General features: G+C 66.5%; 16 protein-coding genes. 14 read left to right on the top strand and 2 right to left on the bottom strand.

Features of this window, described 5'->3' with window-relative positions; genetic code table 11:
• Positions 1–161: 161 nt before the first annotated feature.
• The 8 genes from HKW67_RS05390 to HKW67_RS05425 are packed head-to-tail and all read left to right on the top strand — an operon-like array spanning position 162 to position 7,803.
• Positions 162–887, top strand: coding sequence for an indole-3-glycerol phosphate synthase TrpC (locus tag HKW67_RS05390; protein WP_171224413.1), 726 nt, complete (start codon positions 162–164; stop codon positions 885–887).
• Complete coding sequence (locus HKW67_RS05395; RefSeq protein WP_171224414.1) at positions 884–1,585, top strand: phosphoribosylanthranilate isomerase; 702 nt, start codon at positions 884–886, stop codon at positions 1,583–1,585. The genes HKW67_RS05390 and HKW67_RS05395 overlap by 4 nt, the downstream gene beginning before the upstream one ends.
• Positions 1,582–2,790: a tryptophan synthase subunit beta gene (trpB, locus tag HKW67_RS05400; protein ID WP_171224415.1), complete on the top strand. Its 1,209-nt coding sequence runs from the start codon at positions 1,582–1,584 to the stop codon at positions 2,788–2,790. Before HKW67_RS05395 ends, trpB begins: the two co-directional genes overlap by 4 nt.
• Positions 2,787–4,487, top strand: a complete 1,701-nt coding sequence (locus tag HKW67_RS05405) for a HEAT repeat domain-containing protein (protein WP_171224416.1) — start codon at positions 2,787–2,789, stop codon at positions 4,485–4,487. The genes trpB and HKW67_RS05405 overlap by 4 nt, the downstream gene beginning before the upstream one ends.
• Positions 4,484–5,944, top strand: coding sequence for an HD-GYP domain-containing protein (locus HKW67_RS05410; protein WP_171224417.1), 1,461 nt, complete (start codon positions 4,484–4,486; stop codon positions 5,942–5,944). Before HKW67_RS05405 ends, HKW67_RS05410 begins: the two co-directional genes overlap by 4 nt.
• A complete protein-coding gene (gene trpA / locus HKW67_RS05415) occupies positions 5,928–6,734 on the top strand; it encodes a tryptophan synthase subunit alpha (RefSeq protein ID WP_206044612.1) in 807 nt (268 codons plus the stop codon). The genes HKW67_RS05410 and trpA overlap by 17 nt, the downstream gene beginning before the upstream one ends.
• Positions 6,735–6,742: 8 nt before the next feature.
• Positions 6,743–7,303, top strand: coding sequence for a hypothetical protein (locus tag HKW67_RS05420; protein ID WP_171224419.1), 561 nt, complete (start codon positions 6,743–6,745; stop codon positions 7,301–7,303).
• Positions 7,300–7,803, top strand: a complete 504-nt coding sequence (locus HKW67_RS05425; RefSeq protein ID WP_171224420.1) for a LytR C-terminal domain-containing protein — start codon at positions 7,300–7,302, stop codon at positions 7,801–7,803. Before HKW67_RS05420 ends, HKW67_RS05425 begins: the two co-directional genes overlap by 4 nt.
• Here the strand turns inward: HKW67_RS05425 and rlmN are convergent.
• Complete coding sequence (rlmN, locus tag HKW67_RS05430; protein WP_171224421.1) at positions 7,732–8,826, bottom strand: dual-specificity RNA methyltransferase RlmN; 1,095 nt, start codon at positions 8,824–8,826, stop codon at positions 7,732–7,734. The genes HKW67_RS05425 and rlmN overlap by 72 nt on opposite strands.
• Positions 8,823–9,722 (bottom strand): hypothetical protein, encoded by a 900-nt coding sequence (locus HKW67_RS05435; RefSeq protein WP_171224422.1) that lies wholly within the window; start codon positions 9,720–9,722, stop codon positions 8,823–8,825. The genes rlmN and HKW67_RS05435 overlap by 4 nt, the downstream gene beginning before the upstream one ends.
• Before the next feature lie 154 nt (positions 9,723–9,876).
• Between HKW67_RS05435 and aspS the strand changes: the two genes are divergently transcribed.
• Genes aspS through meaB form a run of 6 tightly spaced genes read left to right on the top strand, consistent with a single transcriptional unit; the run spans position 9,877 to position 16,450 of the window.
• On the top strand, positions 9,877–11,679 hold the full coding sequence (gene aspS, locus HKW67_RS05440) for an aspartate--tRNA ligase (protein WP_171224423.1): 1,803 nt from the start codon (positions 9,877–9,879) through the stop codon (positions 11,677–11,679).
• Positions 11,676–12,647 (top strand): PhoH family protein, encoded by a 972-nt coding sequence (locus HKW67_RS05445; RefSeq protein WP_230981126.1) that lies wholly within the window; start codon positions 11,676–11,678, stop codon positions 12,645–12,647. Before aspS ends, HKW67_RS05445 begins: the two co-directional genes overlap by 4 nt.
• Positions 12,644–13,114: an rRNA maturation RNase YbeY gene (gene ybeY / locus HKW67_RS05450; RefSeq protein ID WP_171224424.1), complete on the top strand. Its 471-nt coding sequence runs from the start codon at positions 12,644–12,646 to the stop codon at positions 13,112–13,114. The genes HKW67_RS05445 and ybeY overlap by 4 nt, the downstream gene beginning before the upstream one ends.
• Positions 13,111–14,385: a hemolysin family protein gene (locus HKW67_RS05455; RefSeq protein WP_171224425.1), complete on the top strand. Its 1,275-nt coding sequence runs from the start codon at positions 13,111–13,113 to the stop codon at positions 14,383–14,385. The genes ybeY and HKW67_RS05455 overlap by 4 nt, the downstream gene beginning before the upstream one ends.
• A complete protein-coding gene (locus tag HKW67_RS05460) occupies positions 14,385–15,332 on the top strand; it encodes a CBS domain-containing protein (RefSeq protein ID WP_171224426.1) in 948 nt (315 codons plus the stop codon). Before HKW67_RS05455 ends, HKW67_RS05460 begins: the two co-directional genes overlap by 1 nt.
• Before the next feature lie 14 nt (positions 15,333–15,346).
• Positions 15,347–16,450 (top strand): methylmalonyl Co-A mutase-associated GTPase MeaB, encoded by a 1,104-nt coding sequence (gene meaB / locus HKW67_RS05465; RefSeq protein WP_230981127.1) that lies wholly within the window; start codon positions 15,347–15,349, stop codon positions 16,448–16,450.
• The last annotated feature ends 4 nt before the right edge of the window (positions 16,451–16,454 follow it).

Genomic DNA, 16,454 nt, shown 5'->3' on the forward strand with positions numbered 1-16,454 from the left:
CCGAATCCACCAAACGCCACGCTAACCGAACACAGGCCGAAGTGCAAGCATTTTCTTCACGACCGGTGTGGACCTTCCCGTCAGGGACCCTCGGCGACCTCACCCGTGCCTCCCACGAACGGGCCCATTCCGTCCTCTCTACCTTACCGGAGCTCCGGAGCGTGGCGCGCGACCTTCCGTCGGCGCCCGACGCCGCCGAGCTGTTTGCCAAGGCCCTCCGCGGTCCCACGATCCGGGTGATCGCCGAGGTGAAGCGTGCCTCGCCGTCGAAGGGGGCGATCAACCTCGGGATTGATGCCGCAGCGCAGGCCGCGCGCTACGTCGAGGGCGGGGCGGCTGCCATCTCCGTGCTCACCGAGCCCAGTCGATTCGGTGGCGCGCTCGGCGACCTCGCCGACGTCGCGGCGCGCGTGGCCGTACCGGCCATCCGCAAGGATTTTCTCGTGCATCCCGTGCAGCTCTGGGAAGCCCGGGTGCGGGGCGCCGCGGCGGCGCTGTTGATCGTGCGTGCCCTGTCGCCATCCGAACTGCCGCTGCTGATGGACGCCGCCCGTGAGTGCGGCTTGGCGACCCTCGTCGAGATCCGCGACGAAGCGGAGTTGGAGCGCGCGCTCGAGGTCGGGGCCACCGTGATTGGCGTGAACAATCGGAACCTCGAAACGCTCATCATCGATCCGACCACCGCGCCCACGCTGATCCCGCGAATTCCGGCGCACTGCGTCGCCGTGGCCGAAAGCGGAATGCAGACGCCCGATGATGTCGCGCCGTCTGCGCTCGCCGGTGCCGATGCGATTCTCGTCGGCAGCGCCATCTCGGCCTCGGCTGATCCGGCATCGGCGGTACGCGCCCTCGCGGCAATTCCACGATCAGCCTCGACGCGGCGGTGACCACCGCAACCGCATCGGGCCGTGATCGCGCCCTGCCGGTCGAGGTCAAGATCTGTGGGCTGACACGGGAGCGTGACGCGGCGCACGCCGTGCACGTCGGCGCATCCTACGTGGGCGCGATCATGGCCGGCGGTCCGCGACTGCTCACCGTGGATCGCGCACGTGCGGTCCTCGGCCCTCGTCGTCACGACGTGCAGCGGGTTGTTGTGTTCGGCGACCAGCATCTCGATGATGTGATCGTCACAGTGCAGACGCTCGATCTCGACATCGCCCAATTACACGGCCATTGCTCGGTGGCATCAATCGACACGATTCGTCGGAAAACGGGTCGTATGGTCTGGCCCGTGCTTCGTGTCGCGGGAACGACGCTGCCCGTCGATGCCGTCGCACTTGGTGCGGCAGCGGGCGCAGTGGTGCTCGATGCGCACGTGGTCGGACAGCTGGGAGGAACCGGGGTCACCTTGGACTGGTCCGGACTTCGGGACGCGGTCGAGGCACTTCGGGAGTCCGTACCGGGGATTCGTATCATCCTCGCGGGCGGACTGCGTCCGGGAAATGTGATCGAAGCCATTCGATTGCTTTCTCCGGACGTCGTAGACGTATCTTCAGGGGTGGAGTCCGAGACGGGTGTCAAGGATTCGGTGTTAGTCGAACAGTTCGTCGCGGCCGCACGCTCGGCCGCAGGGATGCAGCGATGACCATGGTGGATACAACGACCGGCGCGGTTGCGCCGACAGATCGTTTTGGCCCGTTCGGCGGACGATACGTTCCGGAAACGCTCATCCCGGCGCTCGATGCGCTCGAGGCGGCGTTCGAAGAGACGCGGCGCGACGCAGCATTTCAGGCGGAGCTCGATGCGCTGCTGCGTGAGTATGTCGGACGGCCGACAGCGCTCTCGTTCGCGCCGCGCCTGAGTGCGCGGATTGGCGCACCGGTCTGGATGAAGCGCGAAGATCTGTGTCATACCGGCGCGCACAAGATCAACAACACCGTCGGGCAGGCGATGCTGGCGCGACGGATGGGGAAGCGCCGCATTATCGCCGAGACGGGCGCCGGACAGCACGGTGTGGCCACCGCGACGATCTGCGCGCGCTTTGGCCTGGAATGCGTGGTGTACATGGGCGAGGAGGACATGCAGCGTCAGGCGCTGAATGTGTTCCGTATGCGTCTCCTCGGTGCCACGGTGGTGCCGGTCCTGTCCGGGACGCGCACGCTCAAGGATGCCACGACCGAAGCGATTCGTGATTGGGTCGGCTCGGTGAACGACAGCCATTACATCATCGGATCGGTGGTCGGCCCGGCACCGTACCCGCGCATGGTGCGCGAGTTTCAGTCGGTCATCGGACGCGAAGCTCGCGCCCAGATGCTCGCGCGCGCCGGGGTGTTGCCGAAGACGGTCGTGGCGTGTGTCGGCGGCGGCTCCAATGCGATGGGTATCTTCGCCGGCTTCGTCGGCGACGCGGGTGTGGAACTCGTCGGCGTCGAAGCGGCAGGCGAGGGGCTGCACACCGAGCGTCACAGTGCGTCGATCACGCGCGGGACACCTGGTGTGTTGCATGGGTCGCTCAGCTATCTCCTGCAGGATGCGAACGGACAAGTGCATCCGGCGCACAGCATCTCGGCTGGCCTCGACTACCCCGGCGTCGGCCCCGAGCACGCGTGGTTACATGACAGCGGTCGCGCCGAGTACGTGTCGATCGACGATACGGAAGCGCTGCGCGGCGTCGCCTTGCTGAGCCGACTCGAGGGCATCATCCCCGCACTCGAAACGGCGCACGCCGTGGCATGGATCGAACGGGAAGCGGGGCGCTGGTCCGAGCAGGAGCCGGTCTTGTTGTGCGTAAGCGGCCGCGGTGACAAGGACATCGGTACGATCAATCAGTACACGCTGCCCGAGGTATGACGACGACGGGGCACGAAGTGGCCGTCTCGCCGCAGGCGGTGGCGGCGATCGAGGATGCGCTCCGCGCATTCGCGAAGGCGCTTCGTGCCATTCAGTTGTATCTGCCGAATAACCCAACGCGAGCGACCGCCATCGAACAGGCCCGGGGGGCGTTCGGCAAAGTGTGGCGGGTTGCGAACCCGCTCGAGATCCAGATCAAAGACGCGTCATTCGTGTGGGAGGAGCGCACCGTGTACCTCGATGCGGAGCGCGGCACGGACGGGTTGCCGTGGCTGTTGTATCGCGATGGTTTGCGGTCGCTGCACCTCCACAGCGGATTCGAAACAACCGACCTCGAGGCACTGCTCGCCATTCTGCACAAGGCGCGCACCGCGTTACCGGATGACGATGATCTCGTGACGCTCCTCTGGGTCGCCGACTTGGCCACGATCGAGTATCGACACGTCGAGCACGATGCGATCGGTGATATGCCGGTCATGAGCGGCACGGATCGCCCAGGAGTCGCGGTATTCGCGAGCGGTGTGGCGCCGCTGGCGGTGCCGGCGGCGGAATCGGCGGCGCCCGGCGAGGGGCCGCCCCCAGGCATGGTCCGAGTGGAGGACTTCGACACCACGCTGTATTTCCTCGACACGCGTGAGGCGACGTATCTGCAGGAGGAACTCAAGCGCGAGTACGGCGAAGACCATCGAAAGCTCGTGCTCGCAAGCCTGTTCGATGTGATCGAAGGACAGTCTGTCGCGGATTCGCAGTTGGAGGCGTTGCGCACGGTCGATCAGCTGTTGATCGAATTTCTCACGCTCGGGGAGTACGAGCTCGTCGCGTTTGCGTTGCGCGAAGCGTCCGTGGCGTCGCGACGGCTCGCTGCGGACGAACGCGTGATGACGGCGCTCCGCGACCTGCCGGCGCGCCTGAGTGAACCCGCCGTGATGTCGCAACTCCTGCAGGCGCTCGATGAAAGCGCGCGCACGCCGGTGGCCTCGCTGTTGGAGGGGCTGTTCGTGGAACTCCGTCCATCTGCGCTTGAGCCGCTTGTTGCGTGGCTCGGAGTCGCGACTGCCTCGCCGGCGCGCGCATCGATCGAACGCGCCTCGGCACGATTGGCCGGGGCCCACACGACGGAGCTCGCACAGCTGCTCGAACACGAGAACGAGTTCGTGGTGCGTGGGGCGCTGCGACTGGCGGCCCAGTTGGCGACGCCGGCTGCGGTGCCTGGCTTGGCTCGATTGCTGCGCGGACGCGACCCGAAGCTGCGCGTCGAGGCGCTGAGCGTACTCGGCGAGATCGCCTCGCCAGCCGCACTGCAGGCCGTCGAGCGTGGCATCGAGGATAGCGATCGCGATGTGCGAGTCGCCGCGTTCCGCGTGATTGCGACGCGGTCGCATACGGCTGCGCTTCCCCGACTGCTCGACGCCGTGCGGCGCAAAGAGCTTCGCGCGGCGGATCTGAGCGAGAAGATGGCGTTGTTCGAGGCGTTCGGCAGCATGTGCGGCGACGCGGGTGTGCCCGAGCTCGACACGTTGCTGAACGCCCGCGGTCTCCTGGGCGCACGCGAGCCGGCCGAGCTTCGTGCCTGCGCGGCCCGCGCGCTCGGCCTGGTGTCGACGCCGAAAGCCGCTGCCGCGCTGCAGCGCGCAGCCGACACGAAGGATGTCGTCGTGCGCAGCGCCGTGGCGCGCGCCATGCGAGGCAGCGCGTGAGCGTACCGCTTCCAGCCACCGGCAATGATCAAGCCGGTGATCCCCAGGCGCAACGGACCGCGCGCGCGTTCGTGGTGGCGTTGCATGGGGCGGTGCGCGCGGTGCGGCTGTATCCCATCGAGAACAGCGCCGTGCAGAAGGCGATCGTCGAGTTGGGGAACGCCGCGGAGCGCGTCGAACTGGCCGACGGACACTGTCGTCTGCGACGGATTGGCGACTACCTGTTCGTCAACGAAACGCGACTGCGGCTCACGCTCGACAATTATGCCGCCGTCGCATATGTGCTTGGTCTCCTCCGCGAAGCGGGGCTCGGCGGGTTGGCCGTCATCGCCCATACGACGCCGCGGGACTGGGTCGTGCTGCTCTCGTTTCTGCAGTCGCCGCCCCTCGAGTATCCGGAAGAGGATCGACTGCAGCAGTTGTCGACGCGCGTGGAACAGGCCGGGGTCACCTGCTTCGAGTTCTATCCGCCCGTCGACGAAGCCGACCAGCAGGAGACGGAACTCGACGCGAAGGAGCGCGCCCGGCAAACGTACGTGCGGTCGCTCGATGTCACTCGCGATGTCATAACATCGGCGCGACTCGGACGCAGCGCCGGACTCAAGCGCGTGAAGCGGGCGGTGCAGGGGATTGTCGATGCCATCCTCACCGATGCGGCGTCGCTGATCGGCTTGACCACCCTTCGTGAGTTCGACGAGTACACGTTCGTGCACAGTGTGAACGTGAGTATCCTGTCAGTGGCACTCGGCCGCCGTCTCGGACTGACAAAACCGCAACTGTTGGACCTCGGGCTGGCGGCCCTCCTGCACGATATCGGCAAGTCGCGGGTCCCGCTCGAACTGCTCAACAAACGAGGTTCGCTCGACGACGACGAGCGGGCAATCCTGCAAACGCATACCTGGCAGGGCGTGCTCTCAATGTTCGCCATGCCGACCGGGTCAGCGCGTCCGTGGCGCGCGATGACCACGGCGTATGAACATCACATGCGCATCGACCTCACCGGCTATCCCAAGCCGTTTCGGTCGCGCCGTCTGACCTTGTACAGCAAGATCATCGCGGTGGCCGATGGCTTCGATGCCGCCACGACGACGCGCGTCTATCAGGACGTGCCATGGACGCCGGCGGACGTGTTGCGCGGCATGCGGGACAACACGCGCCTCGGACTCGATCCCGTGGTCGTGAAGGCATTCATCAATCTTACGGGCATTTATCCGGTCGGCACGCTCGTGGTCCTCGACACCTTCGCGCTCGCGATGGTGGTCGCGGCCAATCCTGATCCGACCGCGCTGTCGCGTCCGCTCGTGCGCATGATCACGGATGCCCAGGGCAACCGTCTTCAGGATCTCCAGATCTATGACCTGACATCATGCGACGCATCGGGCCAATTTTCCTATACCATCATTCGGACCGAGGATCCTCAACGCTATGGCATCAACATCGGTGATTACTTCGCCTGACGTTTCCGTCCCGTCCGCCTCACGGCTGTCCGCGCGCTTTGCCGCGCTGGCGGCCGAAGGGCGTCGGGCGCTTGTCTGCTATGTCACGGCAGGACATCCCGACCCCGAGCAGAGTGTCACGCTCCTCCGTGGCATCGCCGCGGCGGGCGCCGACGTGATCGAGGTGGGCGTACCATTCTCTGATCCGATGGCCGACGGTCCGGTTATTCAGCAAAGCTCGCAAGTAGCGCTCGACCACGGTGTGAGCCTCGAGCGCACGCTGCAGATCGTGAGCGAGGCCGCGCTCGACGTGCCGGTGGTGCTGTTCAGCTATCTCAATCCGATCATCGCCGGTGGACCGGACGTGCTGGCGCGCGCGCGCGCCGCCGGTGTCGACGGCGTCCTCGTCACCGACCTCCCGGTCGGTGCCGATCCCGCGCGTGAAGCATGGTTTGGTGAGAGTGGACTCGACTTCGTGCGCTTGGTGGCGCCGACCACGCCGGCCCCGCGCATGGAGGAGATCGCGCGACACGGCGGCGGATTCGTGTATCTGATCAGCCGACTCGGTGTGACCGGGGAACGGGCGTCGCTGCCCGACGATCTGCCGGACACGGTCGCGCGGCTCCGCGCGTCCACGTCGCTGCCGATCTGCATCGGCTTTGGCATCTCGACCCCGGAGCAGGCCAAGGCCGCGGCGCTGTTGGGTGATGGCGTCGTCGTCGGAAGCGCGCTCGTGCGCGCCGCGGGGCGTTCAGTGCAGGACGCCATCGCCCTGACAGCAGCGCTGCGCGCTGCAATCGACGAAATCTGACGACCGCTGTGACGTCTGATTCGCACCTCGACGGGTCGCACCTCGAGCTGCCGGCCTGGTCGATCGTCACGGACAAACGGCGTGCGCACATCGCGCGCGTCGTGGCCGTGTTGCGTACGTGGGCCGCGGCGCTGGCGCTCTCGCCGGCCGAGGTGCAGGCTTGGGTGGATGCCGGCACGTGGCATGACGCATTGCGGGACGCCGACGAACCGATATTGCGCGCAGCGACCGGCGATCACACGCGGCCGTTCGGCATGCTGCACGGCCCGGCGGCCGCGATCCGGCTCGCCGCGCTCGGCGAAGCGCGTCAAGAGGTCCTCGACGCGATTCGTTGGCACACTGTTGGGCAGCCCGACTGGGCTCGCGTCGGTCGCGCGCTGTACATGGCGGATTTTCTCGAACCGGGCCGCTCGTTCATGCAAGCGGATCGCGCATTTCTCGCCAGCTCGGTGCCTTTCGCCTTCGACGATGTCTTCCGTCAGGTGGTTCGGATGCGGCTCGAGTGGGCGATTCGTGAAGGGAAGGGGCTCGCGCTCGAGACGGTCGCGCTGTGGGAGACGGTGCGATGAGTACGTCGCCCGGGTGGCCGTCGATGCCCGCGCCGGACGTGCCGCGTCGCACGCGGCGTGGCTGGTTGATTCTCGCGCTGTTGACCGTTGTCGTGGTCGGCGCCGGCGCGGCGTGGTGGCTAGATCGGGGCGCGCCCGTGGTCGCGTCCGCGAACGGCACGATGGCGGCCGTCGATGATTCGCTTGCTCGTGCGCCGAACGACAGCCGCGTGCGCGTGCGCGTACTCAATTCATCGGGCACGCGCGGCTACGCGCGACGCGCCACCCTCGAGCTGCGCGACCGGGGGTTCGACGTCGTCGAGTACGAGACCGAAAGGGGCAAGCCTCGCAATGGCACGCTGATCGTATCGCATACGGGCCATGGGGACTGGGCCGACCGACTGCGCCGCGCCGTAGGGACCGGCAGCATCGAGGCGCGCCCCGATTCACTACGCTACGTGGACCTCACCATCTTCGTGGGTCGTGACTGGAAGCCGTCGTCCGAGACGCTCCGTCCTTAACTGACCACAGGCCGCGGCGATATCCAGTCCGCGGCTGCGACGGACGGCGGTTTCCACCCCACGTGCACGCAACGCCCGTGCGAAGGACGAAATCGCCGATGCCGTCGACGGGACGAAGCCCATCGTTCCGCCGGGGTGCAGTGGAATCAGATTCACGAACGCGCGGCACTCGCGCGCCAATTGCGCCAGCTGAGCCGAGTGCGACGGCTGGTCATTGACGCCGCCGAGCATCACGTATTCGAAGGTCACGCGTCGATCGAACTTGGCCGCCGCGGCAATGACGTCAGCAAGCGGATACTTCGTGTTGACCGGCATCAACGACTTGCGCAGCTCGTCACTGGGCGCATGAATCGAGATCGCGAGTCGGAACTGCTCGGGACGCTCGGACAATGCCACGATGCCCGGCAGCACGCCGACCGTCGAAATCGTGATGTGGCGCGCGCCGATGCCCAGCGCGCGGGGGTCGTTGAGCAGCGAAAGCGTCGGATCAACCGCCTTCCAATTCATCATCGGCTCGCCCATGCCCATGAACACGATGTTCGTGGGAATGATCGGCGGTGACAGCAGTCGCAACTCGCGGACCTGTCCGGCGATTTCCGATGGCGTGAGGTTGCGCTGAAAACCCATCGCGCCAGTGGCGCAAAAGGCGCACTGGAGCGCGCACCCAGCCTGTGAGGAAATGCAGAAGGTGATCCGGTCGCCGTCGGGAATGGACACCGTCTCGATGAGCTGACCGTCCGCCATTCTGAACAGGAACTTTTCGGTGCCGTCGGTCGATGTCTGTCGCGTCGCGAGTTCGAGCTGGGGAAGCGCGAACGACTTCGCGAGTGCTTCTCGGAGCGCTTTGGGCAGTTCGGTGATCTCGTCGAACGAGCGGACCGGACGCTGCCAGAGGCGCGCAAAAATCTGCGCCGCCCGATACGACGGCTCACCACGATCACTCAGCCACGCCAAGAGACGAGACAGGGCAGCGTCGGGCGAGAGGTCGAGCAGGTTTTCGGTCGCGATCGTGTCTGACATCATTCCTTGAGGATCGAACTGAGCGTGAACTGATAAACGGGTCCGAGCCCGGAGATGCCTTCCTCGCGCGCGACGCCGACCACGTACCGTGCATAGTACACCGCCAGCCCCGAGCGGATACGCGTCACCGTGCTGCCGCCGGCCGAGGCGCGTACGATGGCTGCGCGGGCCTCCAGTCGATCCAGTCGTCCCGACAGGAACGGTCCGCGCTCGGTGGCCCCTCGATTGACGTCGTTCTGGCTGAGTCCGAGCCGCAGCTCGCGCGACGCCGAATCGCCGATCACCCTGGCATCTACCGCGGCCACGAACGCGGGTCGATCGTCAATCTCACGACCCGGACGCCACAGAAAGCTCGAGAGCGCGACGCGCGCGTTCTGCCACGGCAGATCGTGGATGACCACGCCGAGATCGGCTGCGATCGCCGTGTTCACCGCCTGGTCGGCACGACCTTCGCGCCAGCGCACCGCCAATCCGCCGGTGACATGCGGCATCAGCGTCTTGGCCGCTGTGGCACTGACCAGCACGCTGGCGTAGCTAATGTCACCGACGCTCTGCGGATCGCTCTCGGTGCGCACCAGGCCCGCAACCGAGGTTCGGGCCACGGACAGACCGAGCGTCGTCCCAGACGCGCGCCGAATGGACGCGGAGAGCAATTGGCCGTCGACGCCCTGCTGCGCGCCGGTCGACAACGACGCCACTCCGAGTCGAATCCGCTCTCCAGGTCGGAGCGCGGACGCCGCCGGATTCCACAGGCCGGCACCAGGCTCCGCCGCGAGCGCCGCCGGCTCGAGCACGGCGCCGAGCGGGAACTCCCAAAGATCGCGAGCGGGTACTGGCTGCGCGGCGAGCCCGCGGGCCCAGCAACACGCGGCCATCCCGCAGATGAGCAGGCGTCGCATAGGGGACACTAACGGCCCTCGCCTTGGCGGGTCAAGCGAATGCGCATGGCCAATCGCTACCGAGACTGACGTAAATCGTTTAACTTTGACCGTTTGCGGCCGTTCATCGGCCCATGAACTTCCCTGATTCGCCCCGTCCGGAGCGCCGCGCGTAATGTCGTCTTCGCCAGAACAGTCCGTGCTCGCCACGTCCCTTCGTACCGACACCTGCGGCCTACTGCGCGCGCAGGATGTGGGTCGCACCGTTCGCCTTGGCGGATGGGTGCACCGGAGCCGCGATCTGGGCGGCCTCGTGTTCATCGATCTGCGCGACCGTACGGGTCTGGTGCAGTTGGCCTTCGGGCCGGCATGGAGCGATGCGGAGACGTTGCGCATCGCGGCGGCCGTGGGTGTGGAGTCGGTCGTGTTGTGCGAGGGTGAGGTCGTCGCGCGTGAGCCGGAACGTCAGAATCCCGATATGCTCACCGGCACGATCGAAGTACGCGTGACGTCGCTGCGTGTGGTCGGTCCCGCCGTCACGCCGGCGCTGCCGGTGGCCCGTGGACGCGGCGAAAAGATGGCGGCCGAAGAACTGCGCTTGCGTCATCGGTATCTCGACCTGCGCCGTCCGGAATTACAGGAGAATCTGGTACTGCGCCATCGGCTGCTGCAGGTCTCGCGTCGGTTTCTCAGCGATCGCGGCTATCTCGAACTCGAGACGCCGATTCTCACCAAGCCGACACCGGAAGGCGCGCGCGACTACCTCGTGCCGAGCCGTGTGCACCCGGGTGAATTCTACGCGTTGCCGCAGTCGCCGCAGATCTACAAGCAGCTGTTCATGTGTTGCGGCTTCGATCGCTACTTCCAGATCGCGCGCTGCTTTCGCGACGAGGATCTTCGTGCCGATCGGCAGCCGGAGTTCACGCAGATCGACATCGAAGCGTCGTTCATCGAGCGCGAAGATATTCTGGCGCTCGCCGAAGGGTTGATCGGCGCGCTCTGGACCGAGGCGGGCCACAGCATCCCGGCGCACTTCGATCGGATGAGCTATCGCGATGCCATGGAGTTCTATGGCTGCGATCGCCCTGATCTGCGATACGACCTCAGACTCGCCGACTACACCGCCGTCTTTGCCGGCCTCGATTTCGCGGTGACCACGAGCGCCATCGCCAACGGCGCGCGCGTGCGCGGACTGATCGTGCCGGGCGGTGCCGCCTGGAGCCGCAAGCAGGTGGACGAGTTGGAGGCGCTCGCCAAGAGCGCGGGCGCGGGTGGCCTGCTGCGGCTGCGGCACGCCGACGGCGCCTACGACGGCCCGTTGGCCAAGTTCCTCACCGACGATGCACGCGCGGCCTTCGCGCTCGCCGACGGCGATCTCGCCCTGTTCGTGGCCGCACCCGATCGCGTCTCCAGTCCCGCGCTCGATCGCGTACGGCAGGAGTGTGCGCGACGCCTCGAGCTGGTCGACGACAAGCTGCAGCGCTTCATCGTCGTGATGGACTTTCCGATGTTCGAGGAAGATCCCACCACCGGTTCGCTCGCGGCCGTGCACCACCCGTTCACGGCGCCCCATGCCGAAGACATGCAGACGTTCCCCGACCAGCCGGCACGTTGGCGTGCGTTGGCCTACGATGTCGTGCTCAACGGCACCGAACTCGGTGGTGGCAGCATCCGCATCAGCGATCCTGCTATGCAGTCGCGCATGTTCTCTCTGCTCGGGATCGGTGATGTCGCCGATCAGGAGCGGCGCTTCGGCTTCCTGCTCGAAGGTCTCCGGGCCGGCGCACCGCCGCATGGTGGTATCGCCTTCGGCTTCGATCGGATCGCCATGTTGCTGTCCGGCGCGCCATCACTGCGCGACGTCATCGCGTTTCCGAAAACGACCGCGGCGCGCTCGCTCTTCGAGGGGGCGCCGGTTGCCGTGCCGCCGGAAGATCTGGCGGAGTTGCACCTTACCGTCACCGGGAGCGACGCGTGACGGGCAATGATCGCGCACCCGAGACAGTCACCACGCGCGTCTCGGTCGAGGGCGCGGATATGCAGGTGCTCGCGGGCGCCAACGACGCCAATCTCGTGGAACTCGGGCGCGCCACCGGCACCCGCGTCGCCCTACGCGGTGACAGTCTCACGATCACTGGTGATCTCGACAACGTCACGCGCGCGGAGCCCATCGCGACGGCGATGGTGACGCTGGTGCGCGAGGGCAAGTCCCTGAACGCCGACGATGTGCTGCGGTTGTCGCTGACCGAACGACCGGCCGACGCACCGGCGGCGACCAACGGCGCACTCGTGCTGCCGGGAGCGCGGCGCGGCGTCCAGCCGAAAACGCCTGGACAGGCCGAGTACCTCAAGCAGATCGGCGAGCATGACATCGTGGTCGGCGTCGGCCCGGCAGGGACAGGCAAGACGTATCTTGCCGTCGCCGCGGCGGTCGATGCGCTCATGCGGAAGCGCGTGCGGCGCATCGTGCTGGCGCGTCCCGCCGTCGAGGCGGGTGAGAGCCTTGGCTTCTTGCCAGGCGACATGCAGGCCAAGATCGATCCGTATCTGCGCCCGCTGTACGACGCCCTCGATGATCTCATTCCGGTGGAACGCCTTCAGAAGCTCATTGAAACGCGCACCATCGAAGTCGCGCCGTTGGCGTTCATGCGCGGTCGTACACTCAGCGATTCGTTCGTCATTCTCGACGAAGCGCAGAATGCGACGGGGCTGCAGATGAAGATGTTCCTCACGCGTCTGGGTGTGAACTCGAAGATCGTGATCACGGGCGACAAGACGCAGGTCGACTTGCCGCGACGAGAAGACTCGGGACTCATGCAGATCGAACGCATTCTGCATGGCATCGAAGGGATTTCGTTCCACTACTTCACCGATGCCGACGTGGTGCGCCATCGTCTGGTGCGAGACATCATTCGCGCGTACAACGCCGATGCGGCCGGCGCATGAGCCGTATGCGTGAGGATCCCCGCGCCGTGTCGGTGCAAGCCGACGGGGTTCGCGTACCGGTCGCCGCCGATCGCCTCGCCGAACTGTCGCGCCGCGTCCTCCGCGCGCTCAAGGTGTCGCGCGCCATGATCAGCGTGACATTCGTCTCGTCGCGCGCCAGTGCCACGCTCAATCGACGGCATCTCGGTCATCGTGGACCCACCGACGTGATTACCTTCGCGTTGGGCGCCGATCCCGCGGGGACCGTCATCGCCGACATCTACATCTGCCCTGACGTTGCGCGTCTGCAGGCGAAAGACTTCGGGGTTGGCGTACGAGAGGAGATTGCGCGCCTCGTCGTACACGGAATGCTGCACGCCTGCGGGTGGGAACACCCCGAGGGCGACGCACGGATGACGTCGCCGATGTGGCGGCGCCAGGAGCAATTGCTGCACCGCTTCTGGATCACGCCGACCCGTACCGCATGAGTGTAGTCGCGTGGGGGCTGGCGACAGGCGGTGCCGTCGTTGCCGCACTCGCCGCCGTCGCCGATGGTGCGCTGCTCTCCGAGCCGCCGCTATCGTCGATCCCGGTCGAGCGTTCCACGCTCGCACCCCCGGCTCCGGTGGTGCCGCGACCTGTGCCCTCTCGCGAACGAACCCACCGCGCACTGGCGTTCGCGCGGGTGCTCGGACATCTCGCGGCCGGATCCGGTATCGCGGTGGGCCTCGACCTGTCAGGCCGCGCCACGCTGTCCACCGTCGCCTTGCTGTTCGGCTTGGGCTTGGTCGTGGTGCTTGCCGCCGAAACCACGGCGCGCGTGGTCGGCGATGCCCTCGGCGAAGATGCCGAAGATCGCCTTGCCTGGTTTTCCAACGGAGCGGAGAAGCTGTTCGCGCCGGTTGTGCGCCTGGGTAATTGGGTCGATGCCGCGTTCGCCGAGGTGGTCTCCGACGCCGAGGCCACGATCGAGCGCCGGGAGGAAGCGGCGGCCCAGTTCCGTGAAGTGATCACAAGCGAAGCGGACGTCTCGCGTGACGAGCGCGACCTGCTGCTTGGCGTCTTCGAGTTCGGCGAGACCACCGTCGAAGAAGTGATGGTGCCGCGCGTGGACATCGTCGGGATCGAGCAGGAAACGGCGTGGTCGGAGATGCTCGACCGCGTACGCAGCGCACAGCATTCGCGCGTGCCGGTGTTCGAGGACACGATCGATGAGATCGTCGGCATCCTCTACGTGAAGGATCTGCTGCCCTCGGTTCTGGCCGACGAGGAGCCGGACGGTGGATGGCAGACGCTGCTGCGTCCGCCCGCGTTCATTCCGCCGTCGAAGCGCATCGCGGATCTCCTCCGCGAGTTCCGCGTCGCCGGTCGGCACATCGCGGTAGTGGCGGACGAATACGGCGGCACCGCGGGACTGGTGACGATCGAGGATGTGCTCGAGGAGCTGGTCGGCGAGATCCGCGATGAGTACGACCAAGAGGAGCGGCAGGTCGAAAGTGAAGATGGGGTGCGCTTCTGGGTTTCGGGCCGCCTCACACTCGATGACTTGTCGGAAGCCCTGTCGCACGACTTCCGGCGCGATGACGTGTCGACCGTCGGCGGGCTGGTGCTCGAACTACTGGGCCGCGTGCCCCGCGCCGGCGAGACACTGGCGGTCGGCCCGTTCAAGGTGATCGTCGAGCGCGTCGTGCGCCGCAAGATCGAGCGGGTCTACCTCGAGCGTGTACATCCGCTCGACACCAGCGTGGGAGAGAGCTGATGCCACTCCTCCTCACGCTGCTCTCGGTCGCGCTCGTGGCGACCCTCACGCTCGCCGCCACGGCGGTACGCGCCGTGAGTCGCCTGTGGTTGCGACATTGGATCGAGCGACGTCACGGCGGCACAGGCGCGATGGCGCGTTACCTCGAGCGTCCGGCTCGCCTGCTTCACGCCGCCGCTACGGCGAGCATGCTGACCGTATTCGCGACCGGTTCCATGATCGCCATGGCCGACGGACTTCGCGCGTGGGAGTTTCTGGTCGACGTCCTGCTGTATCTCACGTTGTTGGTGCTTGTGGGGCAGCTGCTGCCGCGCGCCGTGGGTCGTCGCTGGGCACCGCAACTCGTGCCGGTCCTCGTGCCACTGCTGCGCCTCGTCGATCTTCTCCTGACACCGTTTCACGTTGTCGCCGACCTCGTACGCCGCCTGATGACGTCGGGGCCTGCGTCGGCCACCGACGACGATGCGCGCGAAGGGCTCGAGGAGCTGCTGCGCGATGGCGCGTTCGACGACATCAGCACGACCGAGGAGATGGCAATCATTTCCGGCGTGGTGCAGTTCGGTGACAAAGTCGTGCACGACGTCATGTCGACGCGCGCCACCATCTTCGCGTTGCCCGATGGATTGCCGGCGGCGGAGTTGGCGTCGCGCGTCGCGCAGGCCGGCTACAGTCGCGTGCCGATCTATCGCGACACGCCCGATCAGATCATCGGGATGGTGCATGTGTTCGACGTGTTCGTACGCAGTGGTGAGACGTTACCACCCATTCGTCCGGTCACCGTCACCACGTCCACGAAGTCCGCAAAAGAATTGCTGTTCGAGCTGCTGCGTTCGCGGCGACAGTTGGCGATCGTGCAGGATGACGCAACGGTCGTCGGGCTGGTGACGCTCGAAGATCTGCTCGAGGAGTTGGTAGGCGACATCCGCGATGAACACGACGACGAGTGATGATGACTGAAGCGATGGCTCGACTGATGGACCAGTTTCGTGCAGGGAAGCCCGCGGCGCTCGCGCGTGCGGTCAGCATTGTGGAGAATCATCGTCCGGGCTTTGAGCAGATTCTCGCCGTCGTGCATCCCACGCTTGGTCGCGCGCGTCGCATCGGCATCACCGGCCCGCCGGGCGCGGGCAAGAGCACGCTCACCACGCGCCTCGCCCGACGCTATCGCAACGCGGGATGGCGCGTCGGCATCGTGGCGGTCGATCCCACGTCGCCGTTCACCGGTGGTGCGCTGCTGGGTGATCGCATCCGGATGGAGGAAGTCGCGCTCGACCCGGGCGTGTTCATTCGCTCCATGGCCACGCGCGGATCGCTGGGCGGATTGGCCACGGCGACGCGCGAAGTGTGCGACGTGCTCGACGGCTTCGGTATGGATGTGATTCTGCTCGAGACCGTGGGGGTGGGACAGAGCGAGCTGGATATCTCCAGAGCCGCCGACACCACGCTCGTGGTGCTCGTTCCGGAGTCGGGCGACTCCATCCAGACGCTCAAGGCCGGTGTGATGGAAATCGCCGACGTCTTCGCCGTCAACAAGGCGGATCGCCCCGGGGCGGATCGCCTGCGCAACGACATCGAACTGATGCTCGGCCTGCGGGCCGGCGCGTCGATGCAGAACGTTCCGGCCCACCATGGCGTAGATCTTCGGAACCTGCCGGACCGGGACGCCCTCCGGGACGCCATGAATCCGGCGCGCGCCGCTCGGGCCGCAGCCAGTGCCGAACAGCCGGAGCAGTGGACCCCGCCCGTGCTGCGCGTCATCGCCGCCCAGAACGAGGGGGTCGATGAGGTCGTCGACGCCCTCGATCGACACGTGCGCTATCTTGAGAGCAGCGGAGAGCTCCGGTCCCGTCGACGGGCTCGCCTGCGTGAGCGCGTCATGGAAGTGGTGGAACAGCAGCTCCGTCGGCGATTGTGGCAGGATCAGGACACCCTCACGTGGGTGGATGAACGACTCGATGCGCTCGAGGCTGGCACGCAGGTTCCGTTTGCGGTCGCCGATGCCCTCCGGGCCCGCAGTGCAGCACTTCTCACCGGCGCCGAATACGCGCCGCTTCAGGATGGATGAGCGC

This window comes from Gemmatimonas groenlandica, from assembly GCF_013004105.1.
Taxonomy (GTDB): domain Bacteria; phylum Gemmatimonadota; class Gemmatimonadetes; order Gemmatimonadales; family Gemmatimonadaceae; genus Gemmatimonas; species Gemmatimonas groenlandica.